Origin of the sequence: Streptomyces sp. WAC04114 (assembly GCF_019733245.1) — a bacterium.
GTDB classification, from domain to species: Bacteria; Actinomycetota; Actinomycetes; order Streptomycetales; family Streptomycetaceae; genus Streptomyces; species Streptomyces massasporeus_A.
In genome coordinates this window covers 1-22,815 of sequence record NZ_JAIGQA010000047.1, presented here as the reverse complement: position 1 = coordinate 22,815, position 22,815 = coordinate 1, and the positions used below count along the sequence as shown (strand labels likewise).

Here is a 22,815-nt window from a genome sequence, read left to right as displayed (position 1 = left end):
GCGGTGCGCCCGCACATGCGTCACGCTCGTCGTGGCCATCGGTGCGCACGGCGGCCGCCCTCCCCGCACCACCCGTGTCCGCCCCTCTTCCGACGAGGAACCGGAGCCCGTGGCCATGACCGTCTGCCTGCTCCTGCTGAGCATCGTCGCCGTGACGGCCGCCGTGCCCGTTCCCCGGGCGCTGACCCGGGCCGCGTGGCCCGAGCGGGAACCGGTGGTAGCGCTGTGGGTGTGGCAGTGCCTGGTCGCCACGGTCCTGCTGGCCTGCGTGACGGCACTCTCGCTGGGCGCCGCAGCCGTCTTCGGCACGGTCCGCGCCCAGTTGTTCGCCCCGGCGCCGCCCGCGGTCACCGCGGCGTACGACCTGTCCACCGCCCCGCCGTGGGCCGCCGCCCTCACCCTGCTGCTGGCCTGCGGCGCCGCCTGGACGACGGCGATGCTCGCGCGGGAGCTCGTCGAGGCGCGCAGGCGCCGCGCCCAGGCACGCGCCCATCTGCGCGAGCGCGCCCCCGACCTGCCGGCGGGCCTGTCGGCGGCCCGCGGTCCGCTGCTGGTCCTCGAGGACGAGTACCCGGACGCCTGGTGGATGCCGGGGAGCCCGCCCCAGCTGATCGTCACCACGGGCGCCCTGCACCGCCTCACCGGCCACCAGCTCGACGCCGTCCTCACCCACGAGCGCGGCCACGCCCGGGCCCGCCACGACTGGCTGCTGCACCTCTCCACCGCGCTCGCCACCGGCTTCCCCCGCATCCCGCTGTTCGCCCACTTCTGCGACCAGACGCACCGTCTGGTCGAACTGGCCGCCGACGACACGGCCTCCCGCCGCTGCGGCCACCTGACGACCGCCCTGGCCCTGATCGAGCTCAACCAGCACCGCGGCGTCCTGTCCTGCGCCTCCAGCAACCGCCTGCTGGGCGAGCGGGTCGACCGGCTCCTGGAACCGCCGCCCCGGCTGGACCGCCTGCACCGCGCCCTGACCACCACCACGGCCGCGCTCGTACCGCTGCTGCCCCTGCTGATCGCGTTCGCCCCGGGGCTGACGGCGCTGTCGTAGCCGGGCGGGCCCGTGCCGAGGTGGCAGATCTCCCCACGGGCCGGCCGAAACCGCAGCTCAGCAGTCGAACAGGTCACACTCCCGGTGGCGCAACATTCCCGCAACACCACTTTTCCTATCGGATAGATATGGTCCGACCCATGCCCAGTGACCGCATCCGAGACCACGCCGGACAGGGAGCCGCGACCACCGTCGCCGCCCACCGCGCGCGGCGACGGCTGCGCGCCGACCGGGCCCGGCAACTGGCCGACCTGCTCCGCCAGCAGGCGCTCACCGGCGCCTTCCCCGGCGGCACGCTCCCCCACGAGTCGACCCTCGCCACCGAGTACGGCACCAGCCGCAACACGGTCCGCGAGGCGCTCGACCTGCTGCGGGCCGAGGGTCTCGTGGAGCGTCAGCCCGGCGTCGGAACCGTGGTCGTGGCCCACAAGTACCCCCACGGCCTCGACCGCCTGATGGGCCTCGCGGAAACCCTGCGCGAACACGGGCGGGTCACCAACGAGGTCCGCACCGTGGGCCCCGCCCCGGCACCGGCCCCGGTCGCCGACCGCCTCCGGCTCGCGCCCGGCACCGACGTCCTCTACATCGAACGCCTGCGCAGGCTCGGCGGGCTGCCCCTGTCCCTCGACCTGACCTACATCCCCCTCGACATCGGCACCGAACTGCTCGGCGCCGACCTGGAGAACACCGACGTCTTCCGCCTCCTGGAAGCCGTCACCGGCCAGCACCTCGGCCACGCCGAGATCACCCTGGAAGCGGTCAGCGCGGACACCCACTCGGCCGCCGTGCTCGAGGCCCCGCGCGGCGCCGCCGTCCTCATGCTGGAACGCCTCACCCACCTCGCGGACGGCCGCCCGGTCGACCTGGAGTTCATCCGTTTCCGCGGCGACCGCATCACCATGAGCGGCCTGCTGCACCGGACCCGGTAACCACCCCGCTCGCGCACACTCCTGGAGACAGCCATGCCCTTGGCGCCCCAGCGGGCCGACGTGCCCGTGACCATCGACGAGTCGAAGTGCATCGACGGCTGCACGCTCTGCGTGGACATGTGCCCGCTGGACTCCCTCGCCATCGACGAGCGCAACGGCAAGGCCTACATGCACGTCGACGAGTGCTGGTACTGCGGCCCGTGCGCGGCCCGCTGCCCCACCGGAGCCGTCACGGTCAACATGCCCTATCTGCTCCGGTGAGAGGACCGAACCATCATGAAACGCACAGTCGTCGCCACGTCCGCCGCCGTACTCCTGCTCCCGCTCAGCGCCTGTGGCGGTGACGCCGAGGCGGGCAGCGGCTCCACGGTCACCGTCACCGTCGGCTACCAGTCCAGGACGATCAACACCGTCACCGCGGGCACCCTGCTGCGCTCGCTCGGCGCCTTCGAGAAGCAGCTGAACTCCCTGCACGACGGCGTCCGCTACAAGGTGGACTGGCAGGACTACGCCACCGGCGCCCCCATCACCGCCCAGATGACCGCGGGGAAGATCGACATCGGCTCGATGGGCGACTTCCCGCTGCTCATCAACGCGGCCCGCGGCAAGCAGCTGAACAGCCCCACCCGCCTGGTCTCGGTCACCGGCTACAACCTCCGCGGCGGCCTCAACACCATCGTCACCGCGCCCGGCTCCAAGCTGACCTCGCTGAAGGACCTGAAGGGCAAGAAGGTCTCCACGAGCGTCGGCTCGGCCGCCGACGGCACTCTCGTACGGGCCCTGCAGCGCGCCGGCATCGACCCGAACGGCGGCATCGAGAAGCTCAACCAGCAGCCCTCCGTCGGCGCCTCCGCCCTGGCGGCGGGCAGCACGGACGCGCTCTCCCAGTTCGTCGCCTGGCCCGGCCTGCTCGCCTTCCAGGGCAAGGCGAAGGCGATCTACGACGGTGCCCGGCTGAATCTGCCCACCTTCCACGGCGTCACCGCCCGCGAGGAATTCGCGAAGGAGCGCCCGGCCGTGCTGGAGGCGTTCCTGAAGGCCCAGGCGGAGGCGACCGACTACCTGAACGACCACCCGGTGGACGCCGCCGAGAAGGTCGCGAAGGCGACGGGCCTGCCCGCCGAGGTCGTCTACCTCTACAACGGCGATCACGGCATCGCCACCTTCGACCCGGCCATCAAGCCCCAGCTCGTCTCCGCGCTGAAGCAGGACGTGTCGATCCTCAAGTCGGCGAAGCTCACCGGCGACGTGGACGTCGACTCCTTCGTCGACGACGGGTACGTGAAGAAGGCGCTCGGACCGGCGGCGTACGCGAAGCATCTCGCCACGAAGCCCGCGCCCGCCGCGAGCGAGGCCTGGCCCAAGGGCGCCTCGAAGACCGTCACGTTCGACTCCCCCTCCGAGCTGTTGCGTTACGTCGCCGGACACCGCGACGCCCTGCGCGCCGCCTACGTTCCCGACACCACCACCGGCACCCTCTGGTTCGCCGACAAGGCCGTGTGGGTGGCCGACGGCGACAAGCTGCTGCCCTTCGTCGCCCCCGACACCGCGCAGACGTACGTCGCCGGGCACGGCGGGGCGCGGGTCGTCCCGTACGCCGACGCCCTGGAGCGGGCGTCGTGAAGCGGTACGCGCTCCGCGTGGTGTCGCTGGCCGCCGCGCTGGGGCTGTGGCAGGCGCTGACCAGTCTGAACATCGACCTGTGGCTGCGCTTCTCGCAGTTCCCGACGGTCACCGACGTGGCCCGGACCTTCGCCGCCCGGGTGTCCGGGCCGGACTACTGGACGGACCTCACCGACAGCCTCACCCGGATCCTCACCGGCTTCCTGCTGGCCGCCGTCCTCGGGGTGGCCACGGGCGTGCTCGTGGCGCGCTCGCGTCTCGCCGAGGACCTGCTCGGTCCGGTGCTGGAGGTGATCCGGCCGGTCCCGGCCATCGCCCTGGTCCCCGTCGCGATCCTGCTGTTCCCCTCCAACGAGCAGGGCATCGTCTTCATCACCTGCACCGCCGCCTTCTTCCCTGTCCTGGTCTCCACCCGGCACGCGGTGCGCGCCCTGACTCCCGTGTGGGAGGAGGCCGTGCGCACCATGGGCGGCGGCCGGTGGCGGATCCTCGGCCAGGTCGTGCTGCCGGGCGCGCTGCCCGGTGTGTTCGGCGGTCTGTCCGTCGGCATCGGCGTCTCGTGGATCTGTGTGATCTCCGCCGAGATGATCTCCGGCCAGTACGGCGTGGGATACCGCACCTGGCAGGACTACACCGTCGTCGACTACCCCGGCGTGTTCGTCGGCATGGTCACCATCGGCGTCCTCGGCTGGCTCACCTCCACGGCCGTGGAGCTGCTGGGCCGCCGCCTCACCCGCTGGCTGCCCCGCACCGCGAACGTGCCCGGGGCCCGGCCGCCCCGGCCCGACCGGTCCGTGACGCCGGCACCGGCCGCCCCCGCCACCGCCCCCGGCGGGACCCGAACCGAGGAGGCACGCGATGAGCACCTCGTCTGAGACCGTCTCGAACACCCCGGCCGGGGAGGTGAAGGACACCTTGCCCAAGCCGGCCCCCGAGGCCGTCCCCGGCACCCCGGTGCGCGGCACCCGGCTCACCCTCACCGGCGCCTCCCTCGGCCGCCCCGGCGCGCCCGCCCTGGACAAGGTCGACCTGGACGTCGCCCCCGGCGAGATCCTCACCGTCGTCGGCCCGTCCGGCTGCGGCAAGTCGACCCTGCTGCGCACCCTGGCCGGCCTGCTGTCGCCGCTCGCGGGCGAGATCGCCCAGGACGGGCGGCCGCTGACCGGCCCCTCGGCCGACCGGGCCCTGGTCTTCCAGGAGGACGCCCTGCTCCCTTGGCGCACCCTGCGCGCCAACGTCGAACTGCCCCTCGCCATCCGCGGCGTGCTCCGCGCCGGGCGTCGCGAGGCGGCCCAGGCCTGGCTGGAGCGGGTCGGACTCGGCTCGCAGGCACGGCAGTTGCCGCACCGGGTCTCCGGCGGGCAGCGCCAGCGCGCCCAGCTGGCCCGCGCCCTGGCCGGACGCCCGCGCGCCGTCCTGATGGACGAGCCGTTCGGCGCGCTCGACGCGCAGAACCGGGCGGGCATGCAGGACCTGCTGGTGGAGGTGCTCCAGGGCACGGGCGCCACCGTCGTCTTCGTCACCCACGACGTGGACGAGGCCCTGTTCCTCGGCGACCGCGTGGCCCTGCTCGGCGCGGGCGGCCTCGTCGCCGTCCGGGACATCCCCCGCCCGCGCGACCGCGGCGCGCACGACGACCCGGCGCGCATGGCTCTGCGGCGCGACGTCCTCACCTCGCTCGGTACGTGAAAGGCACCCCGGTGACCACCTCCGTGAACCCCCCTGCGGACACCCCCCTGGCCGTCCCGTCCCTCACCGACGCCGAGGAACTGACCTGCGACGTCCTCGTCATCGGCGGTGGCACCGCCGGCACCATGGCCGCGCTGACCGCCGCCGAGCACGGGGCGAACGTGCTGTTGCTGGAGAAGGCGCACGTCCGCCACTCCGGCGCGCTCGCCATGGGCATGGACGGCGTCAACAACGCGGTCATCCCCGGCCGCGCCGAACCCGACGACTACGTCGCCGAGATCACCCGCGCCAACGACGGCATCGTCGACCAGTCCACCGTCCGCCAGACCGCCACCCGGGGCTTCGGCATGGTGCAGCGGCTGGAGTCCTACGGCGTGAAGTTCGAGAAGGACGAGCACGGCGACTACGCGGTCCGCCAGGTCCACCGCTCCGGCTCCTACGTGCTGCCGATGCCGGAGGGCAAGGACGTCAAGAAGGTCCTCTACCGGCAGCTGCGGCGACGCGAGATGCGGGAGAGGATCCGCATCGAGAACCGCGTGATGCCGGTGCGGGTCCTCACGGCGGACGGGCGGGCCGTCGGAGCGGCGGGCTTCAACACCCGCACGGGGCAGTTCGTCCAGGTCCGCGCGGGCGCGGTGATCCTCGCGACCGGCGCCTGCGGCCGCCTCGGCCTGCCGGCCTCCGGCTACCTCTACGGCACCTACGAGAACCCCACCAACGCGGGCGACGGCTACGCCATGGCCTACCACGCGGGCGCCGAACTCACCGGCATCGAGTGCTTCCAGATCAACCCGCTGATCAAGGACTACAACGGCCCGGCCTGCGCCTACGTCGCCAACCCCTTCGGCGGCTACCAGGTCAACCGGCACGGCGAGCGCTTCGTCGACTCCGACTACTGGTCGGGCCAGATGATGGCCGAGTTCGCGGCCGAGGTGGCGTCCGACCGGGGGCCCGTCTACCTGAAGCTGAGCCACCTCCCCGAGGAGTCCGTCTCGGCCCTGGAGACGATCCTGCACTCCACCGAGCGCCCCACCCGCGGCACCTTCCACTCCGGCCGCGGCCACGACTACCGCACCCACGACATCGAGATGCACATCTCCGAGATCGGCCTGTGCGGCGGCCACTCCGCCTCCGGCGTCCGCGTGGACGAACACGCCCGCACGACCGTCCCCCGGCTGTACGCGGCCGGCGACCTGGCCTGCGTGCCGCACAACTACATGATCGGCGCGTTCGTCTTCGGAGACCTGGCGGGCGCGGACGCTTCCCGGTACCAGGCCTACGCGGGCGAGTTGCCGTCCGATCAGCTGCGGGAGGCACACGAGCTGATCTACCGCCCGCTGCGCAACCCCGACGGCCCGCCGCAGCACCAGGTCGAGTACAAGCTGCGCCGCTTCGTGAACGACTACGTCGCTCCGCCCAAGTCCGGCGCCCGGCTGTCGTTGGCCCTGGAGGCCTTCGAGCGGATGCACACCGACATCGCCGACATGGGTGCGCGCACCGCGCACGAGCTGATGCGCTGTGCCGAGGTCACCTTCATCCGCGACTGCGCGGAGATGGCCGCCCGGTCCTCCCTGGCCCGCACGGAGTCCCGCTGGGGCCTCTACCACGACCGTCTCGATCATCCGCAGCGCGACGACGCGTCCTGGTTCCACCACCTCGATCTGCACAAGTCCCCCTCTGGTGCGATGGAGTTCACGGCCCGTCCCGTGGCTCCCTATCTCGTTCCGGTCGACGGTTTCGACCCCGTCGGCGGCCCGTCCCGTGCCCTCGGCGAGGTCCACGCCGAGCAGGTGGCCACGGCGGGCTCGCGTGACCTGGCACCGGTGGCGGCCGCCGTCGGGGCGGCTGCCGAGACCACGGAGCCGGTCTCGCCACCGCAGCCTTCGGCCGCCGCGCCCTCCGACGAGCAGTCCGCCGCCCGTCTCCTCGAACTCGTCGCCCTCGCCGAGGAGGAGCCCGAACTCGCCTCCCTCCGGTCCTACTTGACCGACCCTGTCGCCGCCGTCCGCCGCGAGGCCGTCAGCGTGCTCACCGAGACGCTCCCGCCGGGGACGGGCACCGCCCTCGCCGCCGCCCTGCGGGACAGCGCCGCCGAGGTGCGTGCCGCCGCCGCCGCGTCACTGCGGGAGCTGGTCGAGACGCTCCCGGCCGAGCCCGACCTGCGCGACGGTCTCGCCGCCGCCCTGGCCGAGCCGGACCCGGTGGTGCGCGCCGCGGCCCTGGACGTCCTGCGCGCCCTGCGTCTCGGAGACGCCGCCCTCTTCGCGGACTCCCTCGCGGACTCCGACATCGCCGTCCGCATCGAGGCCGTACGCGCCCTGGTGTCCGTCGACGCCGCCGGCGAACTGGCAGGCATGGCGCTCTCCGACCCCTCCCGCGAGGTCCGGGTCGCGATCGCCAAGGGCCTCGCCACGGTGGGTGCCGAGCGGCTCGCGGGTGACGCCGCTGCCGTCGCCGATCCCGCCGCGGGCGCCATCGAAGCGGCCCTCACCGGTCTCCTCGACGACACCGACGCCCTGGTGCGGGCAGCGGCCTACGGAGCACTCGGCACCACCGGCTGCCCGGCGCCCCTCACCGCACGCGCCGTGGCCGCCCTGTCCGAGACGGCGTGGCAGGTCCGGTCCGGAGCCGCCACCGCCCTGTCGGTCGCCGACCCCGACGTGGCCGTACCGGCGCTCGCCAAGGCCCTGGCGGATTCCAACGCCGACGTCCGCAAGGCCGCCGTCCTGGCACTGACCCGGCACCGCGGCACCGAGGAGGCCCGGGCGGCGCTCGCCACGGCGACGACGGATTCCGACGCGGATGTCAGGGCGTACGCGGGACGGGCGCTGTGACCGGCCCGGCTTCCGTATCCGTCTGACCCCGTCAGAGCCCGCCCTATATCCAGTCGTCGGGCTCCGGCTCCTCGTCCATCTCCGGCCAGTGGTCCGGCTCGCCCGCGTCCTGAGCGGTGGCGTGAGCCGGGCCCCGGCCGGACGCTGCCGGGGCCGGGGACGAGTCGCCCGCGGGGGCGGAGCCGGCCGGCCCGCCCAGCGACGCGAGCACCTCCAGCACACCCTCCCCGTACGTGGTGAGTTTCTTCTCGCCGACTCCGTTGATCCCGCCGAGCTCCCCCACCGACGTCGGCCACACCGTGGCGATCTCCCGCAGGGTGGCGTCGTGGAAGATCACGTACGCCGGGACGCCCTGCTCGCGGGCCTGCTCGGCGCGCCAGGCGCGCAGCGCCTCGAAGGCCGGCATCAGTTCCTCGGGCAGCTCGGCGGCGGCAGCCTTGCCCTTGCGCTCGCCCCGCCCGGAGCCCGACGAGGACCCCGACCGGGAGGTCACCGGCTTCTTGGGCTCCTTGCGCAGCGGCACGTCCCGCTCCCGCCGCAGCACCGCCCCGCTGGCCTCGGTCAGCACCAGCGTGCCGTACTCGCCCTCCACCGCGAGCAGCCCCTGGGCGAGCAACTGCCGGATCACTCCCCGCCATTCGCCCTCGGTGAGCTCCTCGCCGATGCCGAAGACGGACAGCTGGTCGTGGTCGAACTGGATGACCTTGCCGGTCCGCTTCCCCAGCAGGATGTCGACGATCTGCACCGCGCCGAACTTCTGCCCGCGCTCCCGCTGCAGCCGGACCACGGTGGACAGTGCCTTCTGCGCCGCGACGGTGCCGTCCCAGGTCTCCGGCGGGGTCAGACAGGTGTCGCAGTTGCCGCAGCCGGACGGATCCGGGTCCTGGCCGAAGTAGGCGAGGAGCTGGCCCCGGCGGCACTGGGCCGTCTCGCACAACGCCAGCATCGAGTCCAGGTGGGCCTGGGCCCGGCGCCGGAAGGCCTCGTCCCCCTCGCCGGACTGGATCAGCTTGCGCTGCTGTATGACGTCATTCAGCCCGTAGGCCATCCAGGCCGTCGACGGCAGCCCGTCTCGGCCGGCCCGGCCCGTCTCCTGGTAGTAGCCCTCGACCGACTTGGGCAGGTCGAGGTGGGCGACGAAGCGGACGTCCGGCTTGTCGATGCCCATGCCGAAGGCGATGGTCGCCACCACGACCAGGCCGTCCTCCCGCAGGAAGCGGGACTGGTGGGCGGCGCGGGTGCCCGCGTCCAGGCCCGCGTGGTACGGCACCGCCTCGATGCCGTTGCGGCTGAGGAACTCGGCGGTCTTCTCCACCGAGTTGCGCGACAGGCAGTAGACGATGCCCGCGTCGCCCGCGTGCTCCTCGCGCAGGAAGCTCAGCAGCTGCTTCTTCGGGTCGGCCTTGGGCACGATCCGGTACTGGATGTTGGGCCGGTCGAAGCTCGCCACGAAGTGCCGGGCCGTCGGCATGTGCAGCCGCTCGGTGATCTCCTGGTGCGTCGCGTGCGTGGCCGTCGCCGTCAGCGCGATGCGCGGCACGTCCGGCCAGCGCTCGCCGAGCAGGGAGAGCGCCAGATAGTCGGGCCGGAAGTCGTGGCCCCACTGGGAGACGCAATGCGCCTCATCGATGGCGAAGAGGGAGATCTTGCCGCGGGAGAGCAGGTCGAGCGTGCTCCCCAGCCGCAGCCGCTCCGGCGCGAGGTAGAGCAGGTCCAGCTCGCCGGCGAGGAACTCGGCCTCCACCATCCGGCGCTCGTCGAAGTCCTGCGTGGAGTTCATGAACCCGGCCCGCACGCCCAGCGCCCGCAGCGCGTCCACCTGGTCCTGCATCAGGGCGATGAGCGGGGAGACGACCACACCCGTGCCCGGCCTGACCAGGGACGGAATCTGGTAGCACAGCGACTTTCCGCCGCCGGTGGGCATGAGCACGACGGCATCGCCGCCCGCCACCACATGCTCGATGACCGCTTCCTGCTCGCCGCGGAAAGCCTCGTACCCGAAGACCCGGTGCAGCGCGGCCAGCGCCTCGCTCGCGTCGGCGCCGAGAGGCCCGGCGGGACCACTGCCCGCGCCGGTCCCGGCCCCGGTCGCCCCGGCTCCGGCCGACCCGGCTCCGGTCACCGCGTCCAGTTCCGTCATGACACCCGTCCCGCCCGTCGCGCCCATCGTTGCGTCCCCCGTGCGTCGCGCCTCGACCACTGCGTCCACCATAGGCGCCCGCACCGACAGCCCCGGAGTTATCCACAGGTCCCGCCCGGAGAAGACGGGGCGCATACATACGTTCGACTTGGCTCGGCGCGTCGACCGCCCGCCCGGAAACGCCGCGGGGCCCGGCTCCCGAAGGAGACCGGACCCCGTACAGCCCCGCACGGACGTCAGCGGACGAACACGCCCGCCTGCCCCGCCAGATCCAGGAAGTACTGCGGCGCCACACCGAGGACCAGCGTGACCGCCACGCCGACCCCGATCGCCGTCATCGTCAGCGGCGACGGCACGGCCACCGTCGGGCCCTCCGGCCGCGGCTCGCTGAAGAACATCAGCACGATGACGCGGATGTAGAAGAACGCCGCGATCGCCGACGAGATCACACCGATGACGACGAGCGGGGCGGCCCCGCCCTCCGCCGCCGCCTTGAACACGGCGAACTTCCCGGCGAAGCCGGACGTCAGCGGAATGCCCGCGAAGGCCAGCAGGAACACCGCGAACACGGCCGCCACCAGCGGGGACCTGCGCCCGAGCCCCGCCCACTTGGACAGGTGCGTCGCCTCGCCCCCGGCGTCACGGACGAGCGTGACCACCGCGAAGGCGCCGATCGTCACGAACGAGTACGCCGCCAGGTAGAACAGCACCGACGAGACGCCGTCGGGCGTGGTCGCGATGACACCCGCGAGGATGAACCCGGCGTGCGCGATCGACGAGTACGCCAGCAGCCGCTTGATGTCGGTCTGCGTGATCGCGACGATCGCACCGCCCAGCATGGTGACGATGGCCACGGCCCACATGACCGGCCGCCAGTCCCAGCGCAGGCCCGGCAGGACGACGTACAGCAGCCGCAGCAGCGCGCCGAACGCCGCCACCTTCGTCGCCGCCGCCATGAAGCCGGTCACCGGCGTCGGCGCGCCCTGGTACACGTCCGGCGTCCACATGTGGAACGGCACCGCGCCCACCTTGAACAGCAGGCCCATGACCAGCAGCGCGGCGCCGATCAGCAGCAGCGCGTCGTTGCCCATGGTGCCGGCGAGCGCCGGGTTGACATCCTGCACGGTGCCGTCGACGACCTGGGCGATCGTCGCGTACGACATCGAGCCCGCGTAACCGTAGAGCAGCGCGATGCCGAACAGGGTGAACGCGGAGGCGAAGGCGCCGAGCAGGAAGTACTTGACCGCGGCCTCCTGCGACATGAGCCGCTTGCGGCGGGCCAGCGCGCACAGCAGGTACAGCGGCAGGGAGAGGACCTCCAGCGCCACGAACAGCGTCAGCAGGTCGTTGGCCGCCGGGAAGATCAGCATGCCGGCGACGGCGAACAGCAGCAGCGGGAACACCTCGGTGGTGGTGAACCCGGCCTTGACCGCGGCCTTCTCGCTCTCGCTGCCCGGCACGGACGCGGCCTGCGCGGCGAAGGAGTCGACGCGGTTGCCGTGCGCCTCCGGGTCCAGGCGCCTCTCGGCGAAGGTGAACAGTCCCACCAGGGCCGCCAGCAGGATCGTGCCCTGGAGGAACAGGGCCGGCCCGTCGACGGCGATCGCACCCATGGCCGCGATGCGCGCCTTGGTCGTGCCGTACCCGTCGGCCGCGAGCGCCACGACCGCGGCGAAGGCGGCGGCGAGCGCGACGACGGACACGAACATCTGGGCGTAGTAGCGCGACTTCCGCGGGACGAACGCCTCGATCAGGATCCCGATGATCGCCGCGCCGACGACGATCAGGGTCGGCGACAGCTGGCCGTACTCGAACTTCGGCGCGTCGATCTTGGAGATCGGATCGGCCGCGGTTGTCCACAGGCTGTGGACGGCTGTTGCGCTCACTTGGCCGCCTCCACCTCGGGCTGGGGGTCCTTCTTCTGGACGTCGGACATGGTCTGCTCGACCGCCGGGTCGATGATCTGCGTGACGGGCTTCGGGTAGACGCCCAGGAAGATCAGCAGAACGACCAGCGGGGCGACGACCGCGAGCTCACGGATCCTGAGGTCCGGCATCGCGGAGACCTCCGGCTTCACCGGGCCCGTCATCGTCCGCTGGTAGAGGACGAGGGTGTAGAGCGCGGCGAGGACGATGCCGAAGGTGGCGATGATGCCGATCACCGGGTAGCGCGTGAACGTGCCCACCAGGACCAGGAACTCACTGACGAACGGCGCCAGCCCCGGCAGGGACAGGGTCGCGAGGCTGCCGATCAGGAACGTGCCGGCGAGCACCGGGGCGACCTTCTGCACTCCGCCGTAGTCGGCGATGAGCCGCGAGCCGCGCCGGGAGATCAGGAAGCCCGCCACCAGCATCAGCGCGGCCGTCGAGATGCCGTGGTTGATCATGTAGAGCGTCGCCCCGGACTGGCCCTGGCTGGTCATCGCGAAGATGCCCATGATGATGAAGCCGAAGTGGGAGATCGACGCGTAGGCGATCAGGCGCTTGATGTCGCGCTGGCCGACCGCGAGCAGGGCCCCGTAGATGATGCTGATCAGGGCGAGGACGAGGATCGCGGGCGTGGCCCACTTGCTGGCCTCCGGGAACAGCTGGAGACAGAAGCGGAGCATCGCGAAGGTGCCGACCTTGTCGACGACCGCCGTGATGAGCACGGCGACCGGGGCGGTGGACTCCTGCATGGCGTTGGGCAGCCAGGTGTGCAGCGGCCACAGCGGCGCCTTCACCGCGAACGCGAAGAAGAATCCGAGGAACAGCCAGCGTTCGGTGTTGGTCGCCATGTCGAGCGTGCCGTTGGCACGAGCCTCGGCGATCTCCTGCAGCGAGAAGTTCCCGGCGACCACGTACAGGCCGATCACCGCGGCCAGCATGATCAGACCGCCGGCCAGGTTGTAGAGGAGGAACTTGACGGCCGCGTACGACCGTTGGGTCGCCGCCGCCTTCTCGCCGTGCTCGTGGGCACGGTCCCCGAAGCCGCCGATGAGGAAGTACATCGGGATCAGCATGGCTTCGAAGAAGATGTAGAAGAGGAAGACGTCGGTGGCCTCGAAGGAGAGGATCACCATCGCCTCGACGGCGAGGATCAGGGCGAAGAAGCCCTGCGTCGGCCGCCACCGGCTGCTGCCGGTCTCCAGGGGGTCGGCGTCGTGCCAGCCCGCGAGGATGATGAAGGGGATCAGCAGCGCCGTGAGCGCGACGAGCGCCACGCCGATGCCGTCCACACCCAGTTCGTAGCGGACGCCGAAGTCGGCGATCCAGGCGTGGGACTCGGTGAGCTGGTAGCGGTCGCCGCCCGGGTCGAAGCGGACCAGGACGGTGATCGCCAGGACGAGCGTGGCGAGCGAGAAGAGCAGCGCCAGCCACTTGGCGGCGGTGCGCTTCGCGGCCGGTACGGCGGCCGTGGCGATCGCCCCGACGGCCGGGAGCGCCGCTGTCGCTGTCAGCAGAGGAAAGGACATCGGTATCAGACCGCCCTCATCAGCAGGGTCGCGGCGACGATGACCGCCGCGCCCCCGAACATCGAGACCGCGTAGGAGCGGGCGAAGCCGTTCTGCAGCTTGCGCATCCGCCCGGAGAGGCCGCCGACCGAGGCCGCCGTGCCGTTGACGACGCCGTCGACCAGGGTGTGGTCGACGTAGACCAGGGACCGCGTGAGGTGCTCTCCGCCGCGGACCAGGACGACGTGGTTGAAGTCGTCCTGGAGCAGGTCGCGCCGGGCGGCCCGGGTGAGCAGCGAGCCGCGCGGGGCGACGGCCGGGACCGGGCGACGGCCGTACTGGGCCCAGGCGATGGCGACGCCGATGACCATGCAGGCGACGGTCGCGACGGTGACCACACCCGCGCTGATCGGCGGGTTGCCGTGACTGTGCCCGGTGACGGGCTCCAGCCAGTGCATGAAGCGGTCGCCGATGCTGAAGAACGCGCCTCCGGCCACCGACCCGACGGCCAGCAGGATCATCGGGATCGTCATGATCTTGGGCGACTCGTGCGGGTGCGGCGGCGTGTATCCGCCGCGCGTCTCGGCGGCGGGCTCCACGTCCGGCCGGGCCGGGGATGGCGTCGGGGCGTTGCGCCAGCGCTCCTCGCCGAAGAACGTCATCAGCATCACGCGCGTCATGTAGAACGCCGTGATGGCCGCGCCGAGCAGGGCGCAGGCGCCGAGGATCCAGCCCTCGGTGCCGCCCTTGGCGAACGCCGCCTCGATGATCTTGTCCTTGGAGAAGAAGCCGGACAGGCCCGGGAAGCCGATGATGGCCAGGTAGCCGAGGCCGAAGGTGACGAAGGTGACCGGCATGTACTTCCGCAGTCCGCCGTAGCGGCGCATGTCGACCTCGTCGTTCATGCCGTGCATGACCGAACCGGCGCCGAGGAACAGCCCGGCCTTGAAGAAGCCGTGCGTCACCAGGTGCATGATCGCGAAGACGTAGCCGATGGGGCCGAGGCCCGCGGCGAGGATCATGTAGCCGATCTGCGACATGGTCGAGCCGGCCAGGGCCTTCTTGATGTCGTCCTTCGCGCAACCGACGATCGCACCGAACAGCAGCGTGACCGCACCGACGATGGTGACGACCAGTTGCGCGTCCGGGGCGCCGTTGAAGACGGCCGCGGAGCGGACGATCAGGTAGACGCCCGCCGTCACCATGGTCGCGGCGTGGATGAGGGCCGAGACCGGGGTCGGGCCCTCCATCGCGTCCCCGAGCCAGGACTGCAGCGGCACCTGGGCGGACTTGCCGCAGGCGGCGAGGAGCAGCATCAGCGCGATCGCGGTCAGCTTGTCCTCACCGGCGGCACCGGCGAGCCCGGCCTCCGTGTGGGTGCCGAGCACCGGCCCGAAGGCGAAGGTGCCGAACCACAGGAACATCAGCATGATCGCGATGGACAGGCCCATGTCGCCGACGCGGTTGACCAGGAAGGCCTTCTTCGCGGCCGTGGCGGCGCTGGGCTTGTGCTGCCAGAAGCCGATCAGCAGGTAGGAGGCGAGACCGACGCCCTCCCAGCCGACGTACAGCAGCAGGTAGTTGTCGGCGAGGACGAGGATCAGCATCGCCGCGAGGAACAGGTTGAGATAGCCGAAGAAGCGGCGGCGCCGTTCGTCGTGCTCCATGTATCCGACGGAGTACAGGTGGATCAGCGATCCGACGCCCGTGATCAGCAGCACGAACGTCATGGACAGCTGGTCGAGCTGGAAGGCGACGTCCGCCTGGAAGCCCTCGACCGGGATCCAGCTGAACAAGTGCTGGGACATCTCGCGGTGTTCGGCGCTCTGCCCCAGCATGTCGGTGAACAGCACCAGGCCGAGCACGAAGGAGACGGCCGCGAACAGGGTGCCGAGCCAGTGGCCGACGGCGTCCAGCCGCCGGCCGCCGCACAGCAGGACCGCCGCTCCGAGCAGGGGCGCCGCCACCAGCAGCGCAATGAGGTTCTCCACGATTCTTCCGACCCCTTACAGCTTCATCAGGCTGGCGTCGTCGACCGAGGCCGAGTGGCGGGCACGGAACAGGGACACGATGATCGCGAGCCCGACCACGACCTCGGCGGCGGCGACGACCATCGTGAAGAAGGCGATGATCTGTCCGTCGAGGTTGCCGTGCATCCGGGAGAAGGCGACGAACGCGAGGTTGCAGGCGTTGAGCATGAGCTCGATGCACATGAACACGACGATCGCGTTGCGCCTGATGAGCACGCCGGTGGCGCCGATCGTGAACAACAGGGCCGCGAGGTAGAGGTAGTTGACGGGGTTCACTTCGACGCCTCCTCGGACCTCTGGAACTTCGCCGGCCCGACCGCCCTGCGCTCCAGACGCTCCTCGGACCGCTGCTCCAGGGCCTTGAGGTCGTTGAGCGCCTCCTGCGACACGTCACGGATCTGGCCGCGCTCGCGCAGGGTCTTGCTGACGGTGAGGTCGGACGGGGTGCCGTCGGGCAGCAGGCCCGCGATGTCGACCGCGTTGTGCCGGGCGTACACACCGGGCGCCGGCAGGGGCGGCAGCTGCTTGCCCGACCGGACGCGCTCCACGGCGAGCTCCCGCTGCGTCTTGGCACGCTCGGTGCGCTCGCGGTGGGTGAGCACCATGGCGCCGACGGCGGCCGTGATGAGCAGGGCGCCGGTGATCTCGAACGCGAAGACGTACTTGGTGAAGAGGAGGGCGGCGATGCCCTCCACGTTGCCCCCGGCGTTCGCCTGGCCGATGCCGTTGAACTCCGTCAGGGACGCGTTGCCGATCCCGCCGATCAGCAGGACGCCGAAGCCGAGACCGCACAGCAGGGCCAGCCAGCGCTGGCCCTTGATGGTCTCCTTCAGGGAGTCCGCCGCGGTGACGCCGACGAGCATCACCACGAACAGGAACAGCATCATGATCGCGCCGGTGTAGACGATGATCTGCACGACGCCCAGGAAGTAGGCGCCGTTGGCGAGATAGAACACGGCCAGGATGATCATGGTCCCGGCGAGGCAGAGCGCGCTGTGCACGGCCCTCTTCATGAGGATGGTGCCCAGGGCGCCGAGCACCGCGACGGTGCCGAGGATCCAGAACTGGAAGGCCTCTCCGGTGGAGGTGGAGTAGACGGCGAGCTGGGCGGTCATCGGCCGATCACCTTCTCCGAGGCGGGTTCGCTCTCGCCGAAGGTGGAGTCGGCCTCCTGCACGACCTCGCCCTTGGAGTGGGCGACCTGCTGCTCCGTGCCGGGCGCGGCCTCCGTGACCAGGCCCCGGTAGTAGTCCTGCTCGTCGGTGCCGGGGTAGATGGCGTGGGGCGAGTCGACCATGCCCTCCTCCAGACCGGCGAGCAGCTGCTCCTTGGTGTAGATGAGGTTGGCCCGGCTGGAGTCGGCCAGCTCGAACTCGTTGGTCATCGTGAGCGCGCGGGTGGGACACGCCTCGATGCACAAGCCGCACAGGATGCAGCGGGCGTAGTTGATCTGGTAGACGCGGCCGTACCGCTCGCCCGGCGAGTAGCGCTCCTCGTCGGTGTTGTCCGCGCCCTCCACGTAGATGGCGTCGGCTGGGCAGGCCCAGGCGCACAGTTCGCAGCCGACGCACTTCTCCAGGCCGTCCGGATGGCGGTTGAGCTGGTGCCGTCCGTGGAAGCGCGGAGCCGTGGTCTTCTGCTGCTCCGGGTACTGCTCGGTCAGCCGCTTCTTGAACATGGCCTTGAAGGTCACGCCGAAGCCGGCCACGGGGTTCTGGAAACCGGGCTTGGTGTCCTTCGCTTCCTCAGCCTTCGAACGCTCGAGTTCCTCAGCCATCGGACGCCTCCTTTCCATCCGTAGATCCGCCCAGGGATTCGTCACTCTGAGTATCGGGTCCACCACTGACAATCAGTTCCCGCTCGCGGCGCGAGCGGCGCGGGACCGGCGGAAGTTCCTGTCCGGGCAGGGGCGGTACGGGGAATCCGCCCGCCATCGGGTCGAAGGCGGCCGGGGTCTCGGCCGGCTCTTCGGCCTTCTTGGCCTTCTCGCGGAACATGTCGGCGACGAAGGAGAGCAGCAACAGGGCGAGGACGCCGCCGCCCACGTACAGGGCGATGTCGGCGAAGTCGTAGCCCTCGTTGCGGAAGGCCCGCACACTCGCGACGAGCATCAGCCACACCAGCGAGACCGGGATGAGGACCTTCCAGCCGAGCTTCATCAGCTGGTCGTAGCGCACCCGCGGGAGGGTGCCGCGGATCCAGATGAACATGAACAGCAGCAGCTGAACCTTGACCGTGAACCACAGCAGCGGCCACCAGCCGTGGTTGGCGCCCTCCCAGAAGGTGCTGATGGGCCAGGGGGCCCGCCAGCCGCCGAGGAACAGCGTGGTGGCGACGGCCGAGACGGTCACCATGTTGACGTACTCGGCGAGCATGAACATCGCGAACTTGATCGACGAGTACTCGGTGTTGAAGCCGCCGACCAGGTCGCCCTCGGACTCCGGCATGTCGAAGGGGGCGCGGTTGGTCTCGCCGACCATCGTGACGATGTAGATGATGAAGGAGACCGGCAGCAGCACGATGTACCAGCGGTCGGCCTGCTGCTCGACGATCGTCGAGGTCGACATGGACCCCGAGTAGAGGAAGACGGAGGCGAAGGCGGCGCCCATCGCGATCTCGTAGGAGATCATCTGCGCGCAGGAGCGCAAGCCCCCCAGCAGCGGGTACGTCGAGCCGGAGCTCCAGCCCGCCAGGACGATGCCGTAGATGCCGACCGAGGCGACCGCGAGGATGTAGAGCATCGCGATCGGCAGGTCGGTGAGCTGCATCGTGGTGCGCTGGCCGAAGATCGAGATCTCGTTGCCGGCCGGGCCGAAGGGGATCACCGCGATCGCCATGAAGGCCGGGATGGCCGCGATGATGGGCGCGAGGACGTAGACCGCCTTGTCCGCGCGCTTGACGATCACGTCCTCCTTCAGCATCAGCTTGATGCCGTCGGCGAGCGACTGGAGCATGCCCCAGGGGCCGTGCCGGTTGGGGCCGATGCGCAGCTGCATCCAGGCGACGACCTTGCGCTCCATGACGATGGAGATCAGCACGGTCACCATCAGGAAGGCGAAGCAGAACACCGCCTTGATGCCGACCAGCCACCAGGGGTCGGTGCCGAACATCGAGAGGTCTTCTGCGGCGAGGTACGGGCTCATGCCGCCGCCTCCTCGAAGGCTCATGCCTCCACCTCCTTGGGGGCCTCGCCGGCGAGCGTCGCCGGGCCGATGCGGACGAGGGAGCCGGGCCGCGCCCCGGTGTCGGAGGCGACGCCGCCGCCGGTGGAGTTCAGCGGGAGCCACACCACCCGGTCGGGCATGTCACTGATCTGGAGCGGGAGTTCCACGACCCCCTGGGGGCCGGTCACGGCGAGCAGGTCGCCGTCCTTGACCCCGGCCTCGGCGGCCGTCGCGGACGACAGCCGCGCGCGTGCGGCGTGCCGGGTGCCGGCGAGGGCCTCGTCGCCCTGCTGGAGGAGGCCCTGGTCGAGCAGCAGCCGGTGCCCCGCGAGCACGGCTTCCCCGGCGGCGGGCCGCGGCAGCGCGGCCGCGGTCTCCAGGGGCTCACCGGCCCGCGGGCCGTCCCAGGCGCCGAGCCGGTCGATCTCGCCGCGCACGGTGCGCAGATCCGGCAGTCCGAGGTGGACGTCCATGGCGTCGGCCAGCATCTGCAGCACCCGCGCGTCGGTGGGCGCGGAGCGGCGGGTCATCTGGTCGGGCTTGAGCGCCGCCTCGAAGAAGCGGATCCGGCCTTCCCAGTTGAGGAAGGTGCCGGCCTTCTCGGCCACCGCCGCAACCGGCAGGACGACATCGGCCTTGCGGCTGACCTCGCTCGGCCGCAGCTCCAGCGAGACCAGGAAGCCCACCTCGTCCAGCGCCGCACGCGCGCGTGCCGGGTCGGGCAGATCGGCGATCTCCACGCCCGCCACCAGCAGGGCCTGGAGTTCGCCGGTCGCGGCGGCCTCCACGATCTGGCCGGTGTCCCGCCCGTAGCGGTGCGGGAGGCCCGCGACGCCCCAGACGCCGGCGACCTCGTCACGCGCGCGCGGGTCGGTGGCCGGGCGCCCGCCCGGCAGCAGCGACGGCAGCGCGCCCGCCTCGACCGCACCGCGTTCCCCGGCCCGGCGCGGGATCCACACCAGTTGGGCGCCGGTGGCGGCCGCGGTGCGGGCGGCGGCGGTGAGCCCGCCGGCCACGGCGGCCAGCCGCTCGCCGACGACGATCACCGCGCCCTCGGCGCGCAGCGCCTCGGCGGCGAGCGCACCGTCGTCCTCCAGGCCGGCGCCGCTCGCGAGCGCGTCCAGCCACTCGGTCTCGGTGCCTGGGGCCGCCGGCAGCAGCGTGCCACCGGCCTTCTCCAGACCGCGCGTGGCGTGCGTGGCCAGGGAGTAGACCTTCTGCCCGTGCCCCCGCCAGGCCTTGCGCAGCCGCAGGAAGACGCCGGGGGCCTCCTCCTCCGCCTCGAACCCGACGAGCAGGACGGCGGGGGCCTTCTCCAGCGCGGTGTACGTGACGCCCGTGCCGTCGAGGTCCCGGCCGCGCCCGGCGATCTGGGCGGCGAGGAAGTCGGCCTCCTCGCTGCTGTGCACGCGCGCGCGGAAGTCGATGTCGTTGGTGTCGAGCGCCACGCGCGCGAACTTGCTGTACGCGTAGGCGTCCTCGACGGTGAGGCGGCCGCCGGTCAGGACTCCGGTGCGGCCCCGGGAGGCCAGCAGCCCCTGGGCGGCGATCTGGAGCGCCTCGGGCCAGGAGGCCGGTTCCAGCTCGCCCTCGGCGTTGCGCACCAGCGGCGTCTCGAGCCGGTCGCGCTGCTGCGCGTACCGGAACCCGAACCGCCCCTTGTCGCAGATCCACTCCTCGTTGACCTCGGGGTCGTTGGCGGCGAGGCGCCTCATGACCTTGCCGCGCCGGTGGTCGGTGCGCGTGGCGCAGCCGCCGGAGCAGTGCTCGCACACCGACGGGGAGGAGACCAGGTCGAAGGGGCGGGAGCGGAATCGGTACGCCGCCGAGGTCAGCGCGCCGACCGGGCAGATCTGGATGGTGTTGCCGGAGAAGTACGACTCGAAGGGGTCGCCCTCGCCGGTGCCGACCTGCTGGAGCGCGCCGCGCTCGATCAGCTCGATCATCGGGTCGCCCGCGATTTGGTTGGAGAACCGGGTGCAGCGGGCGCACAGCACGCACCGCTCGCGGTCGAGCAGCACCTGCGTGGAGATCGGGACGGGCTTCTCGTAGGTCCGCTTGCGGCCCTCGAAGCGGGAGTCGGCGTCGCCGTGCGACATGGCCTGGTTCTGCAGCGGGCACTCGCCGCCCTTGTCGCAGACCGGGCAGTCCAGCGGGTGGTTGATGAGCAGGAGCTCCATCACACCCTTCTGGGCCTTCTCCGCGACCGGCGAGGTGAGGTGGGTCTTCACCACCATCCCGTCGGTGCAGGTGATGGTGCAGGACGCCATCGGCTTGCGCTGGCCCTCGACCTCGACGATGCACTGCCGGCAGGCACCGGCCGGGTCGAGCAGGGGGTGGTCGCAGAACCGGGGGATCTCGATGCCGAGCTGCTCGGCGGCCCGGATGACCAGGGTGCCCTTGGGCACGCTGATCTCCGCGCCGTCGATCGTCAGCGACACGAGGTCCTCCGGCGGGACCGCTGCTTCTCCCCCGCCGGAGGGAGAGCTGGTGGTCACGGTCATGCGTTCACCTCCGTGCGGTCGGCCCAGGCCGTCGACTTGGCCGGGTCGAAGGGGCAGCCCCGGCCCGTGATGTGCTGCTCGTACTCCTCGCGGAAGTACTTGAGCGAGGAGAAGATCGGCGAGGCGGCGCCGTCGCCGAGGGCGCAGAACGACTTGCCGTTGATGTTGTCGGCGATGTCGTTCAGCTTGTCGAGGTCGGACATCTGTCCCTTGCCGGCCTCGATGTCGCGCAGCAACTGCACGAGCCAGTAGGTCCCTTCGCGGCAGGGCGTGCACTTGCCGCAGGACTCGTGGGCGTAGAACTCCGTCCAGCGGGTGACGGCGCGGACCACGCAGGTCGTCTCGTCGAAGCACTGGAGGGCTTTGGTGCCGAGCATGGAACCGGCGGCGCCCACCCCTTCGTAGTCAAGGGGGACGTCGAGGTGCTCGTCGGTGAACATCGGGGTCGAGGAGCCGCCCGGCGTCCAGAACTTGAGGCGGTGCCCGGGGCGCATCCCGCCGCTCATGTCGAGGAGCTGGCGGAGCGTGATCCCGAGCGGCGCCTCGTACTGGCCGGGGCCGGCGACGTGGCCGGAGAGGGAGTAGAGCGTGAAGCCGGGCGACTTCTCACTCCCCATCGACCGGAACCATTCCTTGCCCCGCTGCATGATCGCGGGAACCGACGCGATCGATTCGACGTTGTTCACCACAGTCGGGCACGCATAGAGGCCCGCGACGGCAGGGAAGGGAGGACGAAGCCGCGGCTGGCCCCGGCGGCCTTCGAGCGAGTCGAGCAGTGCGGTCTCCTCACCGCAGATGTACGCGCCCGCGCCCGCGTGCACGGTGATGTCGAGGTCGAGTCCGCTGTCCAGGATGTTCTCGCCGAGGAAGCCGGCCTCGTAGGCCTCGCGCACGGCGGAGTGCAACCGCCGCAGTACGGGGACGACTTCACCCCGCAGATAGATGAAGGCATGCGACGACCTGATGGCGTAGCACGCGATGATCATGCCCTCGATGAGGCTGTGCGGGTTCGCGAAGAGGAGCGGGATGTCCTTGCACGTCCCCGGCTCCGACTCGTCGGCGTTGACAACAAGATAGTGAGGCTTGCCGTCCCCCTGCGGGATGAACTGCCACTTCATCCCGGTCGGGAAGCCCGCGCCGCCGCGTCCGCGCAGACCGGAGTCCTTGACGTACGCGATCACGTCGTCCGGCGTCATGGCGAGCGCCTTGCGCAGCCCCTCGTAGCCGTCGTGCCTGCGGTACACGTCCAGCGTCCAGGACTTGTCCTCGTCCCAGAAGGCCGACAGCACCGGTGCGAGCAGCTTCTCGGGGCTGGTGTCTTTCAGCTCGGGTGCCAAGGTCATCACTCCCCCTCCTCAGCGGTGGGCCCGGCCGTATCAGCGGGGCGGGGCGAAGCCCCTCCATCAGGGGCGGTG

At 71.3% G+C, this 22,815-nt stretch carries 17 protein-coding genes; 7 read left to right on the top strand and 10 right to left on the bottom strand.

Annotated features, from left to right (window positions below):
• Positions 1-115 precede the first annotated feature (115 nt).
• The 7 genes from K4G64_RS15400 (at position 116) to K4G64_RS15370 (ending at position 8,129) form a co-directional block, all read left to right on the top strand.
• Complete coding sequence (locus K4G64_RS15400) at positions 116-1,054, top strand: M56 family metallopeptidase (RefSeq protein ID WP_221756622.1); 939 nt, start codon at positions 116-118, stop codon at positions 1,052-1,054.
• A 140-nt stretch (positions 1,055-1,194) separates the two neighbouring features.
• Positions 1,195-1,983, top strand: coding sequence for a GntR family transcriptional regulator (locus K4G64_RS15395; RefSeq protein ID WP_190901948.1), 789 nt, complete (start codon positions 1,195-1,197; stop codon positions 1,981-1,983).
• 33 nt (positions 1,984-2,016) lie between these two features.
• A complete protein-coding gene (locus tag K4G64_RS15390; protein WP_003992261.1) occupies positions 2,017-2,244 on the top strand; it encodes a ferredoxin family protein in 228 nt (75 codons plus the stop codon).
• A gap of 15 nt (positions 2,245-2,259) precedes the next feature.
• Entirely contained in the window at positions 2,260-3,606 is a 1,347-nt protein-coding gene (locus K4G64_RS15385; RefSeq protein ID WP_221756606.1) for an ABC transporter substrate-binding protein, read from the top strand.
• Positions 3,603-4,481, top strand: a complete 879-nt coding sequence (locus tag K4G64_RS15380; RefSeq protein WP_221756605.1) for an ABC transporter permease — start codon at positions 3,603-3,605, stop codon at positions 4,479-4,481. Before K4G64_RS15385 ends, K4G64_RS15380 begins: the two co-directional genes overlap by 4 nt.
• The gene (locus K4G64_RS15375) at positions 4,465-5,295 is read left to right on the top strand and encodes an ABC transporter ATP-binding protein (protein WP_260460482.1); all 831 of its coding nucleotides are present in this window, start codon (positions 4,465-4,467) and stop codon (positions 5,293-5,295) included. Before K4G64_RS15380 ends, K4G64_RS15375 begins: the two co-directional genes overlap by 17 nt.
• Before the next feature lie 11 nt (positions 5,296-5,306).
• Positions 5,307-8,129 (top strand): fumarate reductase/succinate dehydrogenase flavoprotein subunit, encoded by a 2,823-nt coding sequence (locus K4G64_RS15370; RefSeq protein ID WP_308122377.1) that lies wholly within the window; start codon positions 5,307-5,309, stop codon positions 8,127-8,129.
• Positions 8,130-8,172: 43 nt separating this feature from the next.
• On the opposite strand, the gene recQ is transcribed toward K4G64_RS15370, so the two are convergent.
• The 10 genes from recQ to nuoF form a co-directional block, all read right to left on the bottom strand.
• Positions 8,173-10,269, bottom strand: coding sequence for a DNA helicase RecQ (gene recQ / locus K4G64_RS15365; protein ID WP_260460481.1), 2,097 nt, complete (start codon positions 10,267-10,269; stop codon positions 8,173-8,175).
• Positions 10,270-10,505: 236 nt separating this feature from the next.
• Entirely contained in the window at positions 10,506-12,155 is a 1,650-nt protein-coding gene (gene nuoN / locus K4G64_RS15360; protein ID WP_221756603.1) for an NADH-quinone oxidoreductase subunit NuoN, read from the bottom strand.
• Entirely contained in the window at positions 12,152-13,723 is a 1,572-nt protein-coding gene (locus K4G64_RS15355; RefSeq protein ID WP_221756602.1) for an NADH-quinone oxidoreductase subunit M, read from the bottom strand. The genes nuoN and K4G64_RS15355 overlap by 4 nt, the downstream gene beginning before the upstream one ends.
• 5 nt (positions 13,724-13,728) lie before the next feature.
• Positions 13,729-15,693, bottom strand: coding sequence for an NADH-quinone oxidoreductase subunit L (nuoL, locus tag K4G64_RS15350; RefSeq protein WP_221756601.1), 1,965 nt, complete (start codon positions 15,691-15,693; stop codon positions 13,729-13,731).
• Positions 15,694-15,708: 15 nt separating this feature from the next.
• Positions 15,709-16,008 carry an NADH-quinone oxidoreductase subunit NuoK gene (nuoK, locus tag K4G64_RS15345; protein ID WP_003992252.1) on the bottom strand — a complete coding sequence of 100 codons (300 nt, stop codon included), beginning with the start codon at positions 16,006-16,008 and terminating at the stop codon, positions 15,709-15,711.
• Positions 16,005-16,847: an NADH-quinone oxidoreductase subunit J gene (locus K4G64_RS15340; protein WP_221756600.1), complete on the bottom strand. Its 843-nt coding sequence runs from the start codon at positions 16,845-16,847 to the stop codon at positions 16,005-16,007. Before K4G64_RS15340 ends, nuoK begins: the two co-directional genes overlap by 4 nt.
• Positions 16,844-17,509: an NADH-quinone oxidoreductase subunit NuoI gene (gene nuoI / locus K4G64_RS15335; RefSeq protein WP_221756599.1), complete on the bottom strand. Its 666-nt coding sequence runs from the start codon at positions 17,507-17,509 to the stop codon at positions 16,844-16,846. Before nuoI ends, K4G64_RS15340 begins: the two co-directional genes overlap by 4 nt.
• Positions 17,502-18,875: an NADH-quinone oxidoreductase subunit NuoH gene (nuoH, locus tag K4G64_RS15330; RefSeq protein WP_221756619.1), complete on the bottom strand. Its 1,374-nt coding sequence runs from the start codon at positions 18,873-18,875 to the stop codon at positions 17,502-17,504. The genes nuoI and nuoH overlap by 8 nt, the downstream gene beginning before the upstream one ends.
• Before the next feature lie 20 nt (positions 18,876-18,895).
• Positions 18,896-21,400, bottom strand: a complete 2,505-nt coding sequence (locus tag K4G64_RS15325; protein ID WP_221756598.1) for an NADH-quinone oxidoreductase subunit G — start codon at positions 21,398-21,400, stop codon at positions 18,896-18,898.
• A complete protein-coding gene (gene nuoF / locus K4G64_RS15320; protein ID WP_260460480.1) occupies positions 21,397-22,743 on the bottom strand; it encodes an NADH-quinone oxidoreductase subunit NuoF in 1,347 nt (448 codons plus the stop codon). Before nuoF ends, K4G64_RS15325 begins: the two co-directional genes overlap by 4 nt.
• Positions 22,744-22,815: the final 72 nt, after the last annotated feature.